The 15060-nt window shown below is 42.5% G+C and carries 16 protein-coding genes; 6 read left to right on the top strand and 10 right to left on the bottom strand.

Features of this window, described 5'->3' with window-relative positions; all coding sequences use genetic code 11:
- Positions 1–68: 68 nt before the first annotated feature.
- Both BMZ22_RS13240 and BMZ22_RS13235 read left to right on the top strand, forming a co-directional pair.
- Complete coding sequence (locus BMZ22_RS13240) at positions 69–488, top strand: hypothetical protein (RefSeq protein WP_090086402.1); 420 nt, start codon at positions 69–71, stop codon at positions 486–488.
- 104 nt (positions 489–592) lie between these two features.
- A complete protein-coding gene (locus BMZ22_RS13235) occupies positions 593–1036 on the top strand; it encodes a flavodoxin domain-containing protein (protein ID WP_090086399.1) in 444 nt (147 codons plus the stop codon).
- Positions 1037–1085: 49 nt separating this feature from the next.
- Here BMZ22_RS13235 and BMZ22_RS13230 read toward each other — a convergent pair whose 3' ends face one another.
- The 4 genes from BMZ22_RS13230 to BMZ22_RS13215 form a co-directional block, all read right to left on the bottom strand.
- Positions 1086–1970, bottom strand: a complete 885-nt coding sequence (locus BMZ22_RS13230) for a DMT family transporter (protein ID WP_090086397.1) — start codon at positions 1968–1970, stop codon at positions 1086–1088.
- Between the two features lie 117 nt (positions 1971–2087).
- Positions 2088–2804: an FAD-dependent oxidoreductase gene (locus BMZ22_RS13225; RefSeq protein WP_090086395.1), complete on the bottom strand. Its 717-nt coding sequence runs from the start codon at positions 2802–2804 to the stop codon at positions 2088–2090.
- Between the two features lie 118 nt (positions 2805–2922).
- A complete protein-coding gene (locus tag BMZ22_RS13220; protein WP_090086393.1) occupies positions 2923–3915 on the bottom strand; it encodes a sodium:calcium antiporter in 993 nt (330 codons plus the stop codon).
- A 64-nt stretch (positions 3916–3979) separates the two neighbouring features.
- On the bottom strand, positions 3980–4174 hold the full coding sequence (locus tag BMZ22_RS13215; protein WP_090086391.1) for a hypothetical protein: 195 nt from the start codon (positions 4172–4174) through the stop codon (positions 3980–3982).
- A gap of 103 nt (positions 4175–4277) precedes the next feature.
- Between BMZ22_RS13215 and BMZ22_RS13210 the strand changes: the two genes are divergently transcribed.
- The 4 genes from BMZ22_RS13210 to BMZ22_RS13195 all read left to right on the top strand — a co-directional run bounded on the left by BMZ22_RS13210 (position 4278) and on the right by BMZ22_RS13195 (position 8134).
- Positions 4278–5324, top strand: coding sequence for a dipeptidase (locus BMZ22_RS13210; protein ID WP_090086389.1), 1047 nt, complete (start codon positions 4278–4280; stop codon positions 5322–5324).
- 221 nt (positions 5325–5545) lie between these two features.
- A complete protein-coding gene (locus tag BMZ22_RS13205) occupies positions 5546–6328 on the top strand; it encodes an ABC transporter ATP-binding protein (RefSeq protein WP_090086387.1) in 783 nt (260 codons plus the stop codon).
- Positions 6312–7073 (top strand): ABC transporter permease, encoded by a 762-nt coding sequence (locus BMZ22_RS13200; RefSeq protein WP_090086385.1) that lies wholly within the window; start codon positions 6312–6314, stop codon positions 7071–7073. The genes BMZ22_RS13205 and BMZ22_RS13200 overlap by 17 nt, the downstream gene beginning before the upstream one ends.
- A 47-nt stretch (positions 7074–7120) precedes the next feature.
- Positions 7121–8134: an ABC transporter substrate-binding protein gene (locus BMZ22_RS13195; RefSeq protein ID WP_090086382.1), complete on the top strand. Its 1014-nt coding sequence runs from the start codon at positions 7121–7123 to the stop codon at positions 8132–8134.
- Positions 8135–8278: 144 nt separating this feature from the next.
- On the opposite strand, the gene BMZ22_RS13190 is transcribed toward BMZ22_RS13195, so the two are convergent.
- The 6 genes from BMZ22_RS13190 to BMZ22_RS13165 all read right to left on the bottom strand — a co-directional run bounded on the left by BMZ22_RS13190 (position 8279) and on the right by BMZ22_RS13165 (position 14864).
- Positions 8279–9280, bottom strand: coding sequence for a sugar kinase (locus tag BMZ22_RS13190; RefSeq protein ID WP_090086380.1), 1002 nt, complete (start codon positions 9278–9280; stop codon positions 8279–8281).
- Between the two features lie 4 nt (positions 9281–9284).
- Positions 9285–9914 carry a bifunctional 2-keto-4-hydroxyglutarate aldolase/2-keto-3-deoxy-6-phosphogluconate aldolase gene (locus BMZ22_RS13185; RefSeq protein WP_090086378.1) on the bottom strand — a complete coding sequence of 210 codons (630 nt, stop codon included), beginning with the start codon at positions 9912–9914 and terminating at the stop codon, positions 9285–9287.
- An 11-nt stretch (positions 9915–9925) separates the two neighbouring features.
- Positions 9926–10777 (bottom strand): SDR family oxidoreductase, encoded by an 852-nt coding sequence (locus BMZ22_RS13180; protein WP_090086376.1) that lies wholly within the window; start codon positions 10775–10777, stop codon positions 9926–9928.
- Positions 10778–10787: 10 nt separating this feature from the next.
- Complete coding sequence (gene uxuA / locus BMZ22_RS13175; RefSeq protein WP_090086374.1) at positions 10788–11822, bottom strand: mannonate dehydratase; 1035 nt, start codon at positions 11820–11822, stop codon at positions 10788–10790.
- Positions 11823–12232: 410 nt separating this feature from the next.
- Positions 12233–13219 (bottom strand): 3-dehydro-L-gulonate 2-dehydrogenase, encoded by a 987-nt coding sequence (yiaK, locus tag BMZ22_RS13170; RefSeq protein ID WP_090086372.1) that lies wholly within the window; start codon positions 13217–13219, stop codon positions 12233–12235.
- A gap of 151 nt (positions 13220–13370) precedes the next feature.
- Positions 13371–14864, bottom strand: a complete 1494-nt coding sequence (locus tag BMZ22_RS13165; RefSeq protein WP_090086370.1) for a tagaturonate epimerase family protein — start codon at positions 14862–14864, stop codon at positions 13371–13373.
- Between the last annotated feature and the right edge of the window lie 196 nt (positions 14865–15060).

The following is a 15060-nucleotide window of genomic DNA, read 5'->3' as shown; positions in this document are numbered from 1 at the left end:
AAGTGAAAAAATAACCTTTGCCTGCATACTTAGAGTAAGAACAAATCTAAACACCGGATGTGAGGCTGATGAAGAAAATAGCATACGTGGTGATTGTAACCGCTACCGCTCTATTGGCGTTTCTCATGCAAGTTGATTGGAATTTGCGGCAATTCACGGATACACTCAATGTTGATCCGCAAGCGATTACAGAATTAAAATTATCCCTTCCTGCTGAAAGCATCTATAAAACAACCGAGGACCCCGATAAAATAAAAGCATTCGTTGATTACATGAATTTATTAAGCTACGAAAGAATAAGGGGCGACGAGCCTTCGGAACTTCCGATGAGCGCAAGTATGGTTTATTTATATGCTGAACATGATGATAAAATGGATTTTATTGTTATTTTTGATGAGAAAATTTTAATCAGTCATAAATTTTACAATGTGGTAGAGAAACCTTTTGAACAGGCCTTTCTTGAGGATTATTATAATGGAATCGAATAAGTTTTCCATTTAACTTTCATAAAGATGTCATGTTTTAATTGAAACCAATTCTCATCAGAATGTATAATATACGAAGGCTAGCAAGTACAAGGAGATGATAGGACATGGCAAAAGTCTTAGTATTATACGCAAGTCTGACAGGCAGCACTGAAATCATGGCGGAGGAAATGACCGAACATTTGAAGGCAAACGGCCATGAGGTAGAGCACAAATCATTCGATCTCGACCCGATCGAGCCAGCACGTCTGGAAGAGTTTGACAGCATCCTGTTTGGGTCTTATTCATGGGACGATGATATTCCGTTTGAAGTGGAAGATTTCTACTTCGATTTAGATGATGTTGATTTAACCGGAAAAACAGTTGGCGTTTTCGGTTCGTGTGACGCCTATTATGATATATATGGGCCGGCAATTGATACGCTGACAGCGAAAGCAAAAGAACGCGGCGCCACCGTGCATGAAGAAAAGTTCAAATTCGAACTGGAACCGGATGATAAAGATATTGAACATGGCACCGCTTTTGCAGATGCGGTCATCAATCTTAAGTAAATACAAAACGCGGAATCCTTCCAGGGATTTCGCGTTTTTTTGTGATTTGTTATTGTGCCCGGCGTTTGCGTTCAAAAATATTTACCAAAAAGACACTGGAAATGGCAATCGTCCCACCTATTACTGAAAGCATACTTGGCAGTTCTCTAAGCCAAATCCAAGCCACAATAATCGCAAACACCGGCTCGATGTACATTAAGCTTGTTACTGCCCCCACTCTCCCTGACGAAAGCGCAATGGCCCACAGTACATAAGCAATTGCTGCGGGAAAAATACCGACATACACCGCCGCTAAATGAGCTTCAAGCGTTGCGCCCTCTATTGTCTGAAGAAGCCCGGGTGAAAATAATAAGAGCGGAAGCGTCCCCGCCCAAGTGAAATAGGCGGTCAATTCAACCGGCCGGTACTTTGGCAGCAATGTTTTTTGAAACACAAAAAAGATTGAAGTGGCAATCGTTGCGATAACGATCAGCACCGCTCCCGACGTCATAGTGAAGCCTGACCCAGCTGTACCAAGTGTAATCAGGAAAATCCCGATAAACCCAACGCCAAGCCCGATCCATCCGAAGAAGCTCGGATATTCATTTAATGCAAAAATTGCAATAATTGCCGTGAATATCGGTGCTGATGCAACAATCATAGCAGTCGCACCGGCTCCGACTGTCTGCTCGCCGAAGGTAATACCGGTATGATAAACGGTAATGCCGACCCATCCGAGGACTAGTATTTTAATAAGATCTTCTTTTTTCGGCATCCCGAATTTCGTTCCCGGCAATAAAGCATAAAGTGCAAAAGCACCTGATGCGATTAAAAACCGCGTCAGTACTAAATGCCCGGAACTGTAACCGCCATGAAGACTTGCCCGGATGGCAGCGAAAGTGGACCCCCAAATAATAATTGTTATGAACGCAAAGATAAATGTCTTTTTATTCAAATTCACTGCCCTCCTTTTAACTCCTATTATACATTATACTATCTCCAGTTTCTTCAGTACGAAAAAAAACTGTCACGGTAGCGTGTACCATGACAGTTTTTTTGGATTGAATCATTATTAATAGCCGTAAAATTCCTCTGCCCGAATATTGTCCTCGTTCACGCCAGCTTCCACTAGCATGTCATACATCGCATTGACCATGCCGCCTGGGCCTGAAAGATAATAAATCGGTTCGTTCACATCTGAAACATAACGCTTCAGCATGTCTTCATCAATATGGCCGGTTTCGCCCTTCCATTCAGCTGAATCAACTTGTGTCATAACAGGAACGAACTTGAAATTTTTATTTTGTTCTTCAAATTTTTTAAAGTCATCCTGAAACGGAGCATCCTCCGGTCTGCTATTGGAATGGAGAAGTGTCATATGATGGTTCGTTTGTTGTTTTGTAGCTTCAGCGATCATACTTCGAATAGCTGTGACGCCAATGCCGCCAATTAAGAAGACAGCTGGTGTTGATTCAGTTTTATGCAATTTGAAATCACCGATCGGTCCTTCAAAATTCACAACTTCTCCTTCTGCCAAATTGCTCAGCTCCCGTTTAAAAGCTGTATCCCGTATTCTTGTGGCTGTCGTTAATGCGTTTTCGGAAGGGGCATGCACAAAGGAAAACTCTCGGCTATTTCCTTTGTCATCGGTTTCGCTCGGATTAATTAAGGTGAAATCACCGAATTGGCCGGCTTTAAACTCAAACCCCTCCGGCACTTCCCAATGAAACGCCATTGTGTCTTTTGCAATTTCTTCCTTTTTAAGCAATTTAACTTTTTGCTCTGCCATATGCTTTCATCTCCTTTCGCCTAAACGCTTTATGTCCAGATGATGATGCTATTTACTTTTTCCCTGAACAATGCCCGCTAAACCTTAGACCTGCTTATCCACACCTCCCAGTAACCTCTCAACTGTAAAACACGAGATACTGTACAACAAAATAGCCAAGGACCGTTAAAATCGACGGCACACTGTAACTCCAAAGCGATGGTGAACGTTTTCGCATAAACGCCCATATAATAACAACAACAAGCAGTGAACCACCAATAGCTGTCAGCAAATGCGACGAAGAACCATCAGAAAAAATCGACCCTTTTTGGTAAACCACATCAGATGCTGCCAGGATAAACATATTCAGCATATTGCTGCCAAGAATCGCACCAACTGCTAAATTGACGTTTTTTAAACGTAATGCTGATAAAACAGAGACGCCCTCAGGAAGCGAGGTCGTTGCTGCAATCAAAAAACTCCCGACAAAACTGGAGCCCATGCCTGTTACAACTGCAATTTTATCACCTGTTATCGAGAGCAGCGTCCCGGCACCGAGTATGAAGATGGCTGCAATAATAAAACCGACTATCGCATGCTTGGCTGAAATGTCTTTCTTATTTGCGGGTTTTGGTTCTGATTGTCCTGCCTCATGTTCAGTGATCTCCGGTGAGGGCATACGGCTGATTACAGCCATCCCAATGATATAGGTCAACATTATGATCAATGCATCCAGACCGATTCCAACCACCGTGTAATCGATTCCCGCAATCAGTGCGACTGATACTAAAATCATCAAGAACAACCCAAGAAATGCGGTATATTTATGATTGCTGCTTGCCAGATGAAACAGCCTGTGTCGTCGGTAATAGAGATCAAATGCAGCAAGAATGAACACATTAAATAGATTCGAACCGAGCATATTTCCGACCGCTATATCAATATTATCAATAATGACAGCCGAAAAACTCGTCGTCACCTCCGGCAAGGATGTCGCCCCAGCCAGGAGAATTGTCCCGACAATCATCCCGCCCATTGCTGTCTTTTCACTAATCACATCTGCATAAACAGATAGTTTGCGCGCTGTATAGACTGTAAGTGCAGCTGCTAATAAAAACCAGATAAATACCAATGTAAAAAACTCCTTAATCTTGCTGACGCAGATCCATAACTTAATCTTCCCCAATATGCTCATTTTAAAGCAAATGCCATCTCCCGCCAATTGATTCACGCTTTATGTATTGACTGTTTCCATTTTTATTAAAACCACGCGATATTTTACTGACACCAACCGAATTTAGCCCGGGACCAAGCGAGATCATCGGTTGACTAATCGAAATCTGGCCTGCACCACGCGAAATTCCGCTGTAACCAACCGATATCGCCGCCACACCACGCGAAATCCTACTATGTCAACCGAAATATCGATACAGCTCTCCGCCTCACCCGGCATGTATGATATGATACCATTACATGACGAAAAGGAGCGATTTGATGACAAACTATCCAATTTTTGATGGCCATAATGACACCCTTTTAAGACTCCAAGCAACCGATGCCCCGTCTTTTTTCACTGAAAGTCCTGCTGGTCATATTGATCTCCCCCGCGCACAGAAAAGCAGTTTCGGCGGCGGATTTTTCGCCGTTTTCACCCCTAATGAAGACGACAATGACGGGCCGGCAGATCACATTACCAAAGATGGCTATGACGTGCCGCTGCCGCCGCCTATAAGCCAGGAGCAGGCCTTGGCATACACGAATACACTGGCTGCCCGATTGTTCAGACTTGAAGCTGAATCAGACGGGCAGCTCAAAGTCGTCAGAACAGCCGATGAATTAAAGGACTGCCTCCAAAATGACGTGACAGCTGCGATTTTTCATATTGAAGGCGCTGAAGCGATTGATCCTGATTTTGATGCACTTCATGTACTCTACCAGGCAGGGCTTAGATCCCTCGGTATCGTCTGGAGCCGGCCGAACATTTACGGAGAAGGCGTCCCATTCCGGTACCCTTCCTCTCCCGATACAGGCCCGGGGCTCACTGATGAAGGAAAAGCACTCGTCCGTGAATGTAATCAACTTGGTGTTATGATCGATACCACCCATCTTAATGAAAAAGGTTTTTGGGATGTTGCTTCCATTACAGATGCACCACTTGTTGCCACCCATTCCAACGTCCATTCCATCAGCCCGATTGCAAGGAATCTGACCGATAAACAGCTCAAAGCCATCGCCGAGTCAAATGGGGTTGTCGGCATTAACTATGCAGTCAACATGCTGCGCGAAGACGGCGGCCTTGGAACCGACATATCACTTGAGCAAATCGTCCGGCACGTGGCCTACATCGCTGAAAAATTCGGTGTTGATCATGTTGCGTTAGGCTCTGATTTTGATGGCACCAACATCCCCGACGCTTTAAAAGATGTCACAGGTCTGCCGAAACTGATCGACCGGCTAAAAGCTCACGGTTTTCACGATGATGCGTTGGAAAAAATCACATACAGCAATTGGGTGCGGGTTTTGGAAGACACGTGGAAATAATTGCGGGTACGTATAAAGACTGACGCGAAAGAAACTTTCGAGCGTCGGTCTTTTTTTAATGGCAACGGTCGTCTCCCTCTCCACATATGCCCATTTTTTTAAATAACGCAATTTGAGACGAGCTTTCTATTGGAAAATATATAAATCCATGGTAAAATGCTTAAAACACACATTTCCGATAAAATTAATAAGTTTTAAATGGAGAGGAGTAAAGACACGCTATGTACCTTGACATCAGCAACATCTCCAAATCATTCCAGCGAAACGATGAACAGTCGCTTCAGGCGTTGAAAGATATTAACCTGGAAATCAAAGAAGGAGAATTTATTTCATTATTGGGTCCATCCGGCTGCGGCAAATCAACATTACTGTCCATCATTGCCGGTCTGACTAAACCATCATCGGGTGCGGTCAGCCTGGACAGTAAAGAAATCACTGAACCGGGGCCTGATAAGAGCATGGTATTTCAGGAACCTGCATTGTTTCCGTGGATGTCTGTAAAAGAAAACGTGACCTTTCCATTACGGAAAAAAATGCGCAAACACGAACAGGAGCAGGCGGCTGCGGCATACTTGAAAATGGTCCACCTCAGTCAGTTTGCCGAAAATCACCCGCATGAACTTTCCGGCGGTATGCAGCAGCGTGTAGCAATTGCCAGGGCACTCGCAATGGACTCAGGACTTCTCCTGATGGATGAACCATTTGGAGCGTTGGACGAACAAACACGGCTTGTTCTGCAGGAAGAGGTCGAGCGCATATGGCTCGAGACCAAGAAAACAATCGTTTTTGTCACACACAGCATCCGCGAAGCGATTAAACTGTCAGATCGCATCATTATCATGAGTGCGCGGCCAGGCTCAATCATTTCAGACTTCAAAGTTGATATTGAGCGGCCAAGGCAGCAACAGGATATGGCCAAACTTGAAGAGGACGTCATGGCTATTTTGAAAACTGAAATTGAAAACGTCATGAAAGAGGAGTTGCAATATGCCGGTAATCATTAAACGCATCCTATTTTTCGCGGCTCTTCTATTAATCTGGCACGGGATCTATCTGCTGGGGATTTGGCCCGAATCAATGATTCCAAGTCCACTGACCGTTGCCCAAACAATCTACGCGGGTTTTGCCGACATGACACTGGTCTATGATATTATCGCCAGTTTCCGGCATCTTTTTATCGGGCTTTCTATTTCGCTTGTGATTGGAACACTGCTTGGTGTGCTTCTTGCTAAAGTTAAAACGGCAGATGAAACGCTTGGCACAATGATTTTAGCGCTGCAAAGCGTCCCAAGTATTGTTTGGGTGCCGCTTGCGATTATCTGGTTCGGCTTCACTGAAGCGTCCATTATCTTTGTTGTGATTATCGGCGGTACATTTGTCATGACGATGAACATGCGCATTGGCATCAAAAATGTGGCGCCTATGTATTTGAAAGCAGCGCGTACAATGGGATCCAAAGGTGTGGATTTATTTTTCAAGGTCGTTGTGCCCGCTTCCATCCCACACGCAGTGACCGGTGTTCGGCTGGCCTGGGCATTCAGCTGGCGCGCCCTCATGGCCGGGGAAATGCTGAGCACAGGCCCCGGACTCGGTTATACGCTCAGCTATGCGTCTGATTTTAATAACATGAGCCTTGTCATTGGGATTATCATTATTATTGGCGTCATTGGTTCAATTGTCGACCAGCTCGTATTCCAGCGCATTGAAAATAAAGTACTCAAACGCTGGGGGATGGAGGAAGCAGCTTAGCGGCTTAACAATACAATTATTTGAGAAAAAGAAAGGGGATTTTCAAGTTGAAAAAATTTTCAGGGCTTTTTGCAATCAGTATCATTTTGGTGCTTGCTGCATGCGGTGGCGGCAACGGCAAGGCCTCAGGTGATGGGGGCAGTGGGGAGAAAAGCGAAAATGAAACGGTTACCATTGGCTATTTCCCGAACTTGAACCACGCACCAGCTATGGTTGCCAAGCAAAAAGAAATGTATAAAGACCATCTGGGTGAAAATGTTAATATCGACTATCAAACCTTTCCTGATGGTGCCACATTTATGAAAGCACTGGCAGCCGGTGAAATTCAAGGTGGGCTTGTCGGACCGGGTCCTGCCATGAACAGTTTCATTTCCGGGGTTGAAGCACAAATCATCGGCGCATCGTCAACCGGCGGCACTGTTATCGTATCCCGCGACGGGAGCGGTATTAAATCATGGGAAGATGTTGAAGGCAAAACATTCATCTCACCACGCGTTGGATGCACGCATAATGTACAATTCGAAACGTATATGAAAGAAAAAGGCATCACGTCTGAACGGGTGGGCGGTTCTATGACGCATGTTACCGGCGAGCCTGCCCGCTATCAATCCATGTTTGAAAACGGTGATGTCGACGTTGCAACAGCACCTGAACCATGGGCATCGGTCATGGAAAAAGAAGTGAACGCCAACGTTGTCATTCCGACCAGCGAGGTTTCATTTGGAAAAACGCTTCCGGCGGCTGTGATGGTGACATCGGATGACATGATCGAAAACAATAGTGAACAGGTCCAAAAATTAGTCGATGCACATAAAGAAGCCGTTCAATATATAAACGACAATCCTGACGAAGCCATCGACATTACGATTGAAGGCATTGCGGACATTACCGATCAGCAATTGGAAAAAAGCGTTATGGAAAATGCCTGGAAGCGCACCAATTTCACTTATGATGTAGACCCCGAAGTCATTCAGGAATTCGGAAATTCATCTCACGACCTGCAATTCCTGAAAGAAAAGCCCAACTTTGAAGGGTTTGTGAATACGTCATTTGTTGAGTAGCGCTAAACATCTAAACACACGTGGTCTCCGAGGATAGCATAAAAACTGCTGTTACGAACCTTGTAACAGCAGTTTTTTCGTTAGCTTTAAACTAAAGAGTGCAGGAAAACAAATAACAGAAACTAAATGACAAGCAGACCTTCTCTACCTGCTGACATCTTGATCATAATGCTTTAAGAAATCCTGTACTTCCGTTTCGGTATACTGATTATGGTCCCCATAGACCATATGCTTCAGAACACCTGATGCGGTTCCGAATTCAACCGTTTCAGACGGATCCATTTGTTTCAGTAATCCATGTAAGATACCGGCCGCAAATGCATCTCCGCCGCCAATCCGCTCAAGTAGCTCAAACGAAAATGTTTCTGATTGAACAAATTGACCATTCTGATAAATAAAACCTCTCAACCGATTTTGACTAGCGGACATAACTTGGCGATCAGTCGATGCAAATACGTCTATGTTATATTGCTTGGCGTAATCTTCATAGAACTTGGCCAAATGCGTTTCACTGAATGTTTCAGGGCCATCCTCACCAAGAAGATGGATAAAATCTTTATACCCGGCAAAACAAATATCCGCATATGTCAGAATAACCAAGAATGTCTCTTTAGCTTCATCGGCTGTCCAAAGCTTACCGCGGAAATTGAAGTCGAAGCTGACTTTTACACCATATTCGTTCGCCGCTTGCACTGCTTCCAGTGTCAGGTCTTTAAGCGGTTTGCTAAGTGCTGGTGTTATGCCTGTAATATGAAGCAAGTCCACATCACGATAAATGGATTGCCAATCAAGTGGCAGTTCCGGCAGTTGGTGGATCGCTGAATGCTCCCTGTCATATATCACTTTCGCTTGTTTCAGTGAATAGCCTTCTTCGTAATAATAAGTCCCAAGCCGTTCACCTTGCCGGAAAACCCAAGCAGTATCCACGCCACCGGAAGACAGATGAGAAATGGCCGCATCACCTATATCATTTTGAGGAAAAGCAGAAAGAAACCCGGTATCATGGCCAAACTTGCTTAAGGACATCGCCACATTTGCCTCGGCACCACCATAATATGCCTTAAATTCAGAGGCCTGATTCAGCCGTCCTTTTCTATTGGGCGTCAGCCTCAGCATCAGCTCGCCGAACGTTATCACTTTTCCCATGCTATCATCCTTCTTTTACCATATTCTGAAACTTCTCTGCCAGATTTGTCACCTTATCATAGTTTCCTTTTTTAGCCGGCTTGGTTATTTCACCGCCAACTCCTAACATGACGGCTCCTGCCTCCAGCCATTCTTTCGCATTTTCAAGTGAGACACCGCCTGTTGGCATCATGTTAATATGCGGCAACGGGCCATGAATGTCTTTGATAAATGACGGATTAAAAGCATTGCCCGGGAACAATTTGACAACAGAGATGCCATACTCGGCCGCTTGCAGTATTTCATTTACCGTCATACACCCGGGCAAGTAGGGAATGCCGTAGCGATTGCACAATTTTGCGGTTTCTTTGTTAAATCCGGGACTGACAATGAACCGTGCACCCGAGAGAATAGCAATGCGTGCTGTTTCACTGTCCAAAACAGTTCCGGCACCGATTAGCGCGTCATCATATGTTTCAGACAATGATTCCAATAAACCTTGAGCACCGGGAACTGTAAACGTTACCTCAAGTGTTTTAACACCGCCTTTAACACACGCAGCAGCCGTTTTTTCAGCCATGCTGCGGCTTTCCCCCCGTATAACAACAGCCAACTTATGTTCCATCATCTCGTTTAAAATGTGATACGTCTGCATTTAAAATCCTCCTACACACCAGAATAAGCTGAAAAGCCGCCATCAACCGGGACAACAATTCCATTTACAAAGCTTGATGACTTATGGTCCACGAGCCATAGTAATGTTCCGACAAGTTCTTCGGCCTCACCGAAACGTTCCATTGGTGTTTGGGAGATAATTTTATGTGCCCGATCGCTTAATTCGCCATCTTCTTTGATCATCAAATCTCTGTTTTGTTCAGTCAGGAAAAAGCCGGGCGCCATCGCATTCACACGAATTCCCACTTTGGAAAAATGCACCGCCAGCCACTGGGTAAAATTGCTGATCGCTGCTTTTGCCCCGCTGTATGCCGGGATTTTCGTCAGTGGTGTGTAGGCATTCATGGACGAAACATTGATGACCGTAGACGTTTCCTGATCCACCATATCGCGGGCAAACACTTGAGTCGGAAGCAACGTCCCGAGAAAATTCAAGTTAAACAGCTCGTTTACCCCAACCTCATCTAAATCAAAAAATGACTGTAATGACGTATCATTCAAATCTGCTGTGTGAAAATATTCCTTGGACGTCGTTGCTTTGGGATTATTTCCACCGGCTCCGTTAATCAAGATGGAACAAGGTCCTAGCTTTTTAAGAACATCTGCATGAACGTCTTCCAATGATGTTTTATCAAGAACGTCCACACTATATCCGATAGCCTCACCGCCATCGGATGTTATATCATTGACAACCGTGTTAATTTTATCCTTGGTCCGTGCCAAAACAGCAACTTTTGCACCCGCTTTTGCCAGTGCTTTTGCAAAAACTGACCCAAGAACACCGCTGCCTCCAGTTACAACTGCTACTTTATCGTTTAAATCAATTTGAAAAGGTAATTCCATACGAACGCTCCTAACGATTATTTAAAGTATCACGTATACCATTTAAATACGCGGCCCCCAGTGCACGGTCATACAAACCATAGCCGGGTCTGCCTTCTTCACCCCAGATCATCCGACCATGATCCGGTCTGATCGGCCCATTAAATCCTGTCTCATGTAATTTTTCGATGATAGCCGGCAGATTTAAAGAGCCATCAGCTGCAAGATGCGATGTCTCCTGAAACGAATAATGACCGGTCCATTTAATATTCCGGGCATGAGCAAAATGAATTCTCCCTTTTGCCGTTTCGATGATTTCAAACAAATTGTTCGAGGGATCGGCACCATAAGACCCTGCACAAAATGTAATCCCATTATTCGGGCTATCCACTTCTTTCAGGATGTAGTCAACGTTCTGTCTGTTTGTGACGACTCTCGGAAGTCCAAAAATTGACCATGGTGGATCATCCGGATGAATCGCCATTAAAACATCCTCTTCCTCGGCCACCGGAATTATCTCCTTCAGAAAATAAATCAAATTATCCATTAACATATCTTCCGTGATTGTCTGATAACCATCGATAATCCGGCGCAAATCATCGGTCTGATAGGAAAGGTCCCAACCCGGCAAAGTCAGTTCACCGCTCAGTGGATCAATATCCTTAACTGTTTCATTATCGTATTTGAGTGAATTAGATCCATCCGGCAAAACCGCATCGAGTTCTGACCGGGTCCAGTCAAATACCGGCATAAAATTGTAGCAGACTGTTCTGACCCCGGCTTTGGAAAGATTCCTTAATGTTTCTTTATAATTTGCAATCCACTCATCTCTTGAATCCAAACCCATCTTAATATCTTCATGCACCGGGACACTTTCAATCACATTTAAGCGTAAGCCATGTTCTTCAATGGTCTTTTTCAACTTAATAATCTTATCGTACGGCCAGACCTCACCTGCCGGGATATCATATATGGCTGAAACAACGCCTGTCATCCCCGGTATTTGGCGAATATGCTCCAATGTGACCGGGTCGTCCTCGCCGTACCACCGGAAACTCATTTCCATAGGTATACCCCCTAAGTATTAAATAAACAGATTAGATGTTTACTCAATTATTATTTTGCATTTTCTCCTAATGTTGATAGATTTTTTTGTTTCAAAATAACTTGAATTAGAAATAAATGTTATATTATTTTCTGAAAACCAAAAAGCTCAAGTCTGTTTAAGGTCGCTCCAGCATAAGCTTATTTAATTTGTTTTCAAAATAAACTGTTTAAATCCAATATTTGTAAGGAGCTTATTGACCCTTTATTCCTTCTTTTTGGCAGACATAGTCATATATACTGTTTAGTTTGTATATCATACAAACTAAACAAATCTCAATAATATATGTAAACGTTTTATTTCCAAGGATTAATTAGGTTAAATTGACAAATATAAGGATTAGCTCGCAATAAAACAATGCCTCTCAATCATTACATGGATTGTATGGTTTTCCAAACATCCTCATCAACTGGAATACCTAATTTTAAATTCTCTTTCCTTGTTGCAGCAGAACGTTCTCCTGGATAATACACGCCATCTGCTTCATTTTTGATATGTGAATTCTTAATATATTCTACGGACTCATTGATTAATTCTTCAATCTCATCCAAACTCCCCAATGGCGAAATAGCAATGAATACTTGCGATACAGCATACTCGTCATCACCAAGCTTTCCGATATCATTCGTAGTGTTTCCGTTTGCCAGCATGGCAGCCATTAAGTCGAGTACAATTGATAATCCTGAACCTTTCCAAAATCCAATGGGAAGTACTCCCTTGATTTCTTTTGGATTCTTTGTTAAGTTACCATCAGAATCATACCCTCCCGGTACAGGTAGTGTTTGATTTCCAAATTTGTATTCTTCAATTTTTCCATATGAGAATTGTGACAGGGCAAGGTCTACTACAACATTACCTTTTTTTCTTGGAAGTGCTAATATTAATGGGTTATTTCCAATTCTTTGATCAATCGCCCCCCAAGCCGGCATATTTGGTAGAGTGTTCGTCCAACTGATTCCTATATAACCTTTATTTGCTGCCTGCCAGCCATATTCTCCCCCTCTCATCCAATGATTATTATTTCTTAATGCAACACACCCAATACCATATTCATCTGCCAGCTCTATCGCCCGGTTCATGGAACGTTTGGCAATAAGGTTTCCTAACCCTAAGTTTCCATCCCACCTTTCTAATGCACCGAAAGCATCTTTTTTTTCAGGCATTGCATCGGGTCTTATATAACCTTTTTCAATATACCGTATGACTCTAGGGAATCTATTAACACCATGAGAATAAATACCGTCACAACTTGTATTCGTAAATGATCTAGCGGCTTCATCAGCAACTGCTTGTGAACACCCTTTTTTTATCAATATTCTTCTGAATTCACTTTCCATGTAAGAAAACGGAACTCTCATTTCAATACCCCCGAATACACTTATTAAGCACCCAAGAGAGATGTTTGTGTAGGCTAACTCACATGTGAGTTCGTAAAGAATCATGGATACTTTTTTGTTTTTAAAGATTATCAGCTACTTAAAGCGAGCAGCTGATAACCAATCTATAATATTATAATCCAAGCATATCAGCATGCCGTCCAATATGGCGAACAAGTTCGTCTGTGTATTCTGTCTCATGTTTGCTCAGCATTTTGAAAAAATCATCTTTGAATACATAGTCCCCGCTGTCATCTTTGTGTGTCAAAATCAGACCATACGTAACATGAAATAATTGTCTGGCCGCATCGTCATTCATGTAATCTGGAAGGTCAGTATCTGCAACATTTTCCAGTGGTTGAACCCCATCCAAGTCTGGTGTTACATGATAGTACTTCAGTGTTTCTTCAAAATGTTCCAAGGCAAATTCATGCATTTTTCGATAAAATGACGGATTTGTTTTAGCAATTACCCGTATCGCTTCAAGCCAATTTGTACCTGCTGTTTTCACATGGAAAACACCTTTGGTATACTTAGCGATAATTGGAAAAACTTTAAACTTATCACTACCTGAATGGATACTTAATTTATATCCAAAATGTTCTGCAATTAAAGCATGCTCACTCAGTTCCTTCTCAAATTGTTCAAGGTCCCCAATATAATCGATTCCTTTTTGGAATTCTCCGCAAAACTTTGGTGCAAGACTAACAAGCTTTACATTTTTTTGTGATAATTCATTTGCAACAAAAAAGTGTGAAAGAGGTGATGTTATTGTTTCTGTTTCGTCAATTGAAATTTCAAAGTCTATTGGCCGATTTTCTTTACTTATATATTTATTATATACATGAGTCATATACTTAATGGCTGTATGATAAAGTAGAACATTTCTCATTAATGATATATTATCAAACGTAAGCGATAGCCCATTAACTTGAAATGTTTTATTTAAGTAGTGATCTTCGTACCGAATCTTAATATCTTCCGGTAATTTATTATACTCAATTTGAACGGTTTCAGATGAAGCTTCTTCGGCGGTTTTATCAATTTGTTCTGAGCAATCCAAGGTAATCATTGACATACCCAGTGATAATGCATGCCTAATATCAGACTCTTCTTTTATATGATCACCGTCTGCACCGTATCCATCTTCATATCCTTCTTGAAAAACTGCAAAAGCTGCCGCATCCAATATATCATTCATTGTTCTATTTGTAAGCGACAATTCGCGGATACTTTGTTGAGCTAAAACGGGGCTAACGTTTCTATCTCTAACTGTCTCAATATGCCCTGGAGAAGCTAAACCCAAACGATCCCCTAAACCAATCGTGGCTACTTTCGTACCAAATGCACGAGGCACCGTGTAATCAAAATAACGATTTAATACAAGGCGATTTTCATGGGTGAGCGAACAAACCTTCCCTTTTTTGATTACCTCTTCACCAGTTAACTCATCATATAAAGGGCCGCTTCCAACCGCTAAAATATATTTGTTAGATTCCAGTTTTACCATTAGCATTTGAACATTATCATGTTTTGTGTTCGACTTTTCATATACTTTGACATCAGTTGTATCTACTGCTACTTTACCTTGCTTTAGCAGTTCAATAATTGGTATTAATTTTTCCATGTTTTCAATCCACCCTCATACAATTTTATTAATCCAAAGGTGACAACTTCCATATCAGCTTAGCATTGCTAAGGTTTTTAATGTTATCCTTTGTAGTGACCTAACTAATTTATTATCAATTAATACATAATAAAAGTAAAAATCCAACATAATTTTTATCGTCTAGTTTCCCTATCAACTGATTTTTCAATACTAT

It is taken from the genome of Lentibacillus persicus (assembly GCF_900112705.1).
GTDB lineage: Bacteria > Bacillota > Bacilli > Bacillales > Amphibacillaceae > Lentibacillus > Lentibacillus persicus.
This window is presented reverse-complemented; position numbering and strand designations above follow the sequence as displayed.

Coding starts and splice junctions, on each gene's coding strand:
- BMZ22_RS13240 (WP_090086402.1), top strand. CDS start 69: ATGAAGAAAATAGCATACGTGGTGATTGTAACCGCTACCGCTCTATTG.
- BMZ22_RS13235 (WP_090086399.1), top strand. CDS start 593: ATGGCAAAAGTCTTAGTATTATACGCAAGTCTGACAGGCAGCACTGAA.
- BMZ22_RS13225 (WP_090086395.1), bottom strand. CDS start 2,804: ATGGCAGAGCAAAAAGTTAAATTGCTTAAAAAGGAAGAAATTGCAAAA.
- BMZ22_RS13210 (WP_090086389.1), top strand. CDS start 4,278: ATGACAAACTATCCAATTTTTGATGGCCATAATGACACCCTTTTAAGA.
- BMZ22_RS13205 (WP_090086387.1), top strand. CDS start 5,546: ATGTACCTTGACATCAGCAACATCTCCAAATCATTCCAGCGAAACGAT.
- BMZ22_RS13200 (WP_090086385.1), top strand. CDS start 6,312: ATGCCGGTAATCATTAAACGCATCCTATTTTTCGCGGCTCTTCTATTA.
- BMZ22_RS13190 (WP_090086380.1), bottom strand. CDS start 9,280: ATGGGAAAAGTGATAACGTTCGGCGAGCTGATGCTGAGGCTGACGCCC.
- BMZ22_RS13185 (WP_090086378.1), bottom strand. CDS start 9,914: ATGCAGACGTATCACATTTTAAACGAGATGATGGAACATAAGTTGGCT.
- BMZ22_RS13180 (WP_090086376.1), bottom strand. CDS start 10,777: ATGGAATTACCTTTTCAAATTGATTTAAACGATAAAGTAGCAGTTGTA.
- uxuA (WP_090086374.1), bottom strand. CDS start 11,822: ATGGAAATGAGTTTCCGGTGGTACGGCGAGGACGACCCGGTCACATTG.
- yiaK (WP_090086372.1), bottom strand. CDS start 13,219: ATGAGAGTTCCGTTTTCTTACATGGAAAGTGAATTCAGAAGAATATTG.
- BMZ22_RS13165 (WP_090086370.1), bottom strand. CDS start 14,864: ATGGAAAAATTAATACCAATTATTGAACTGCTAAAGCAAGGTAAAGTA.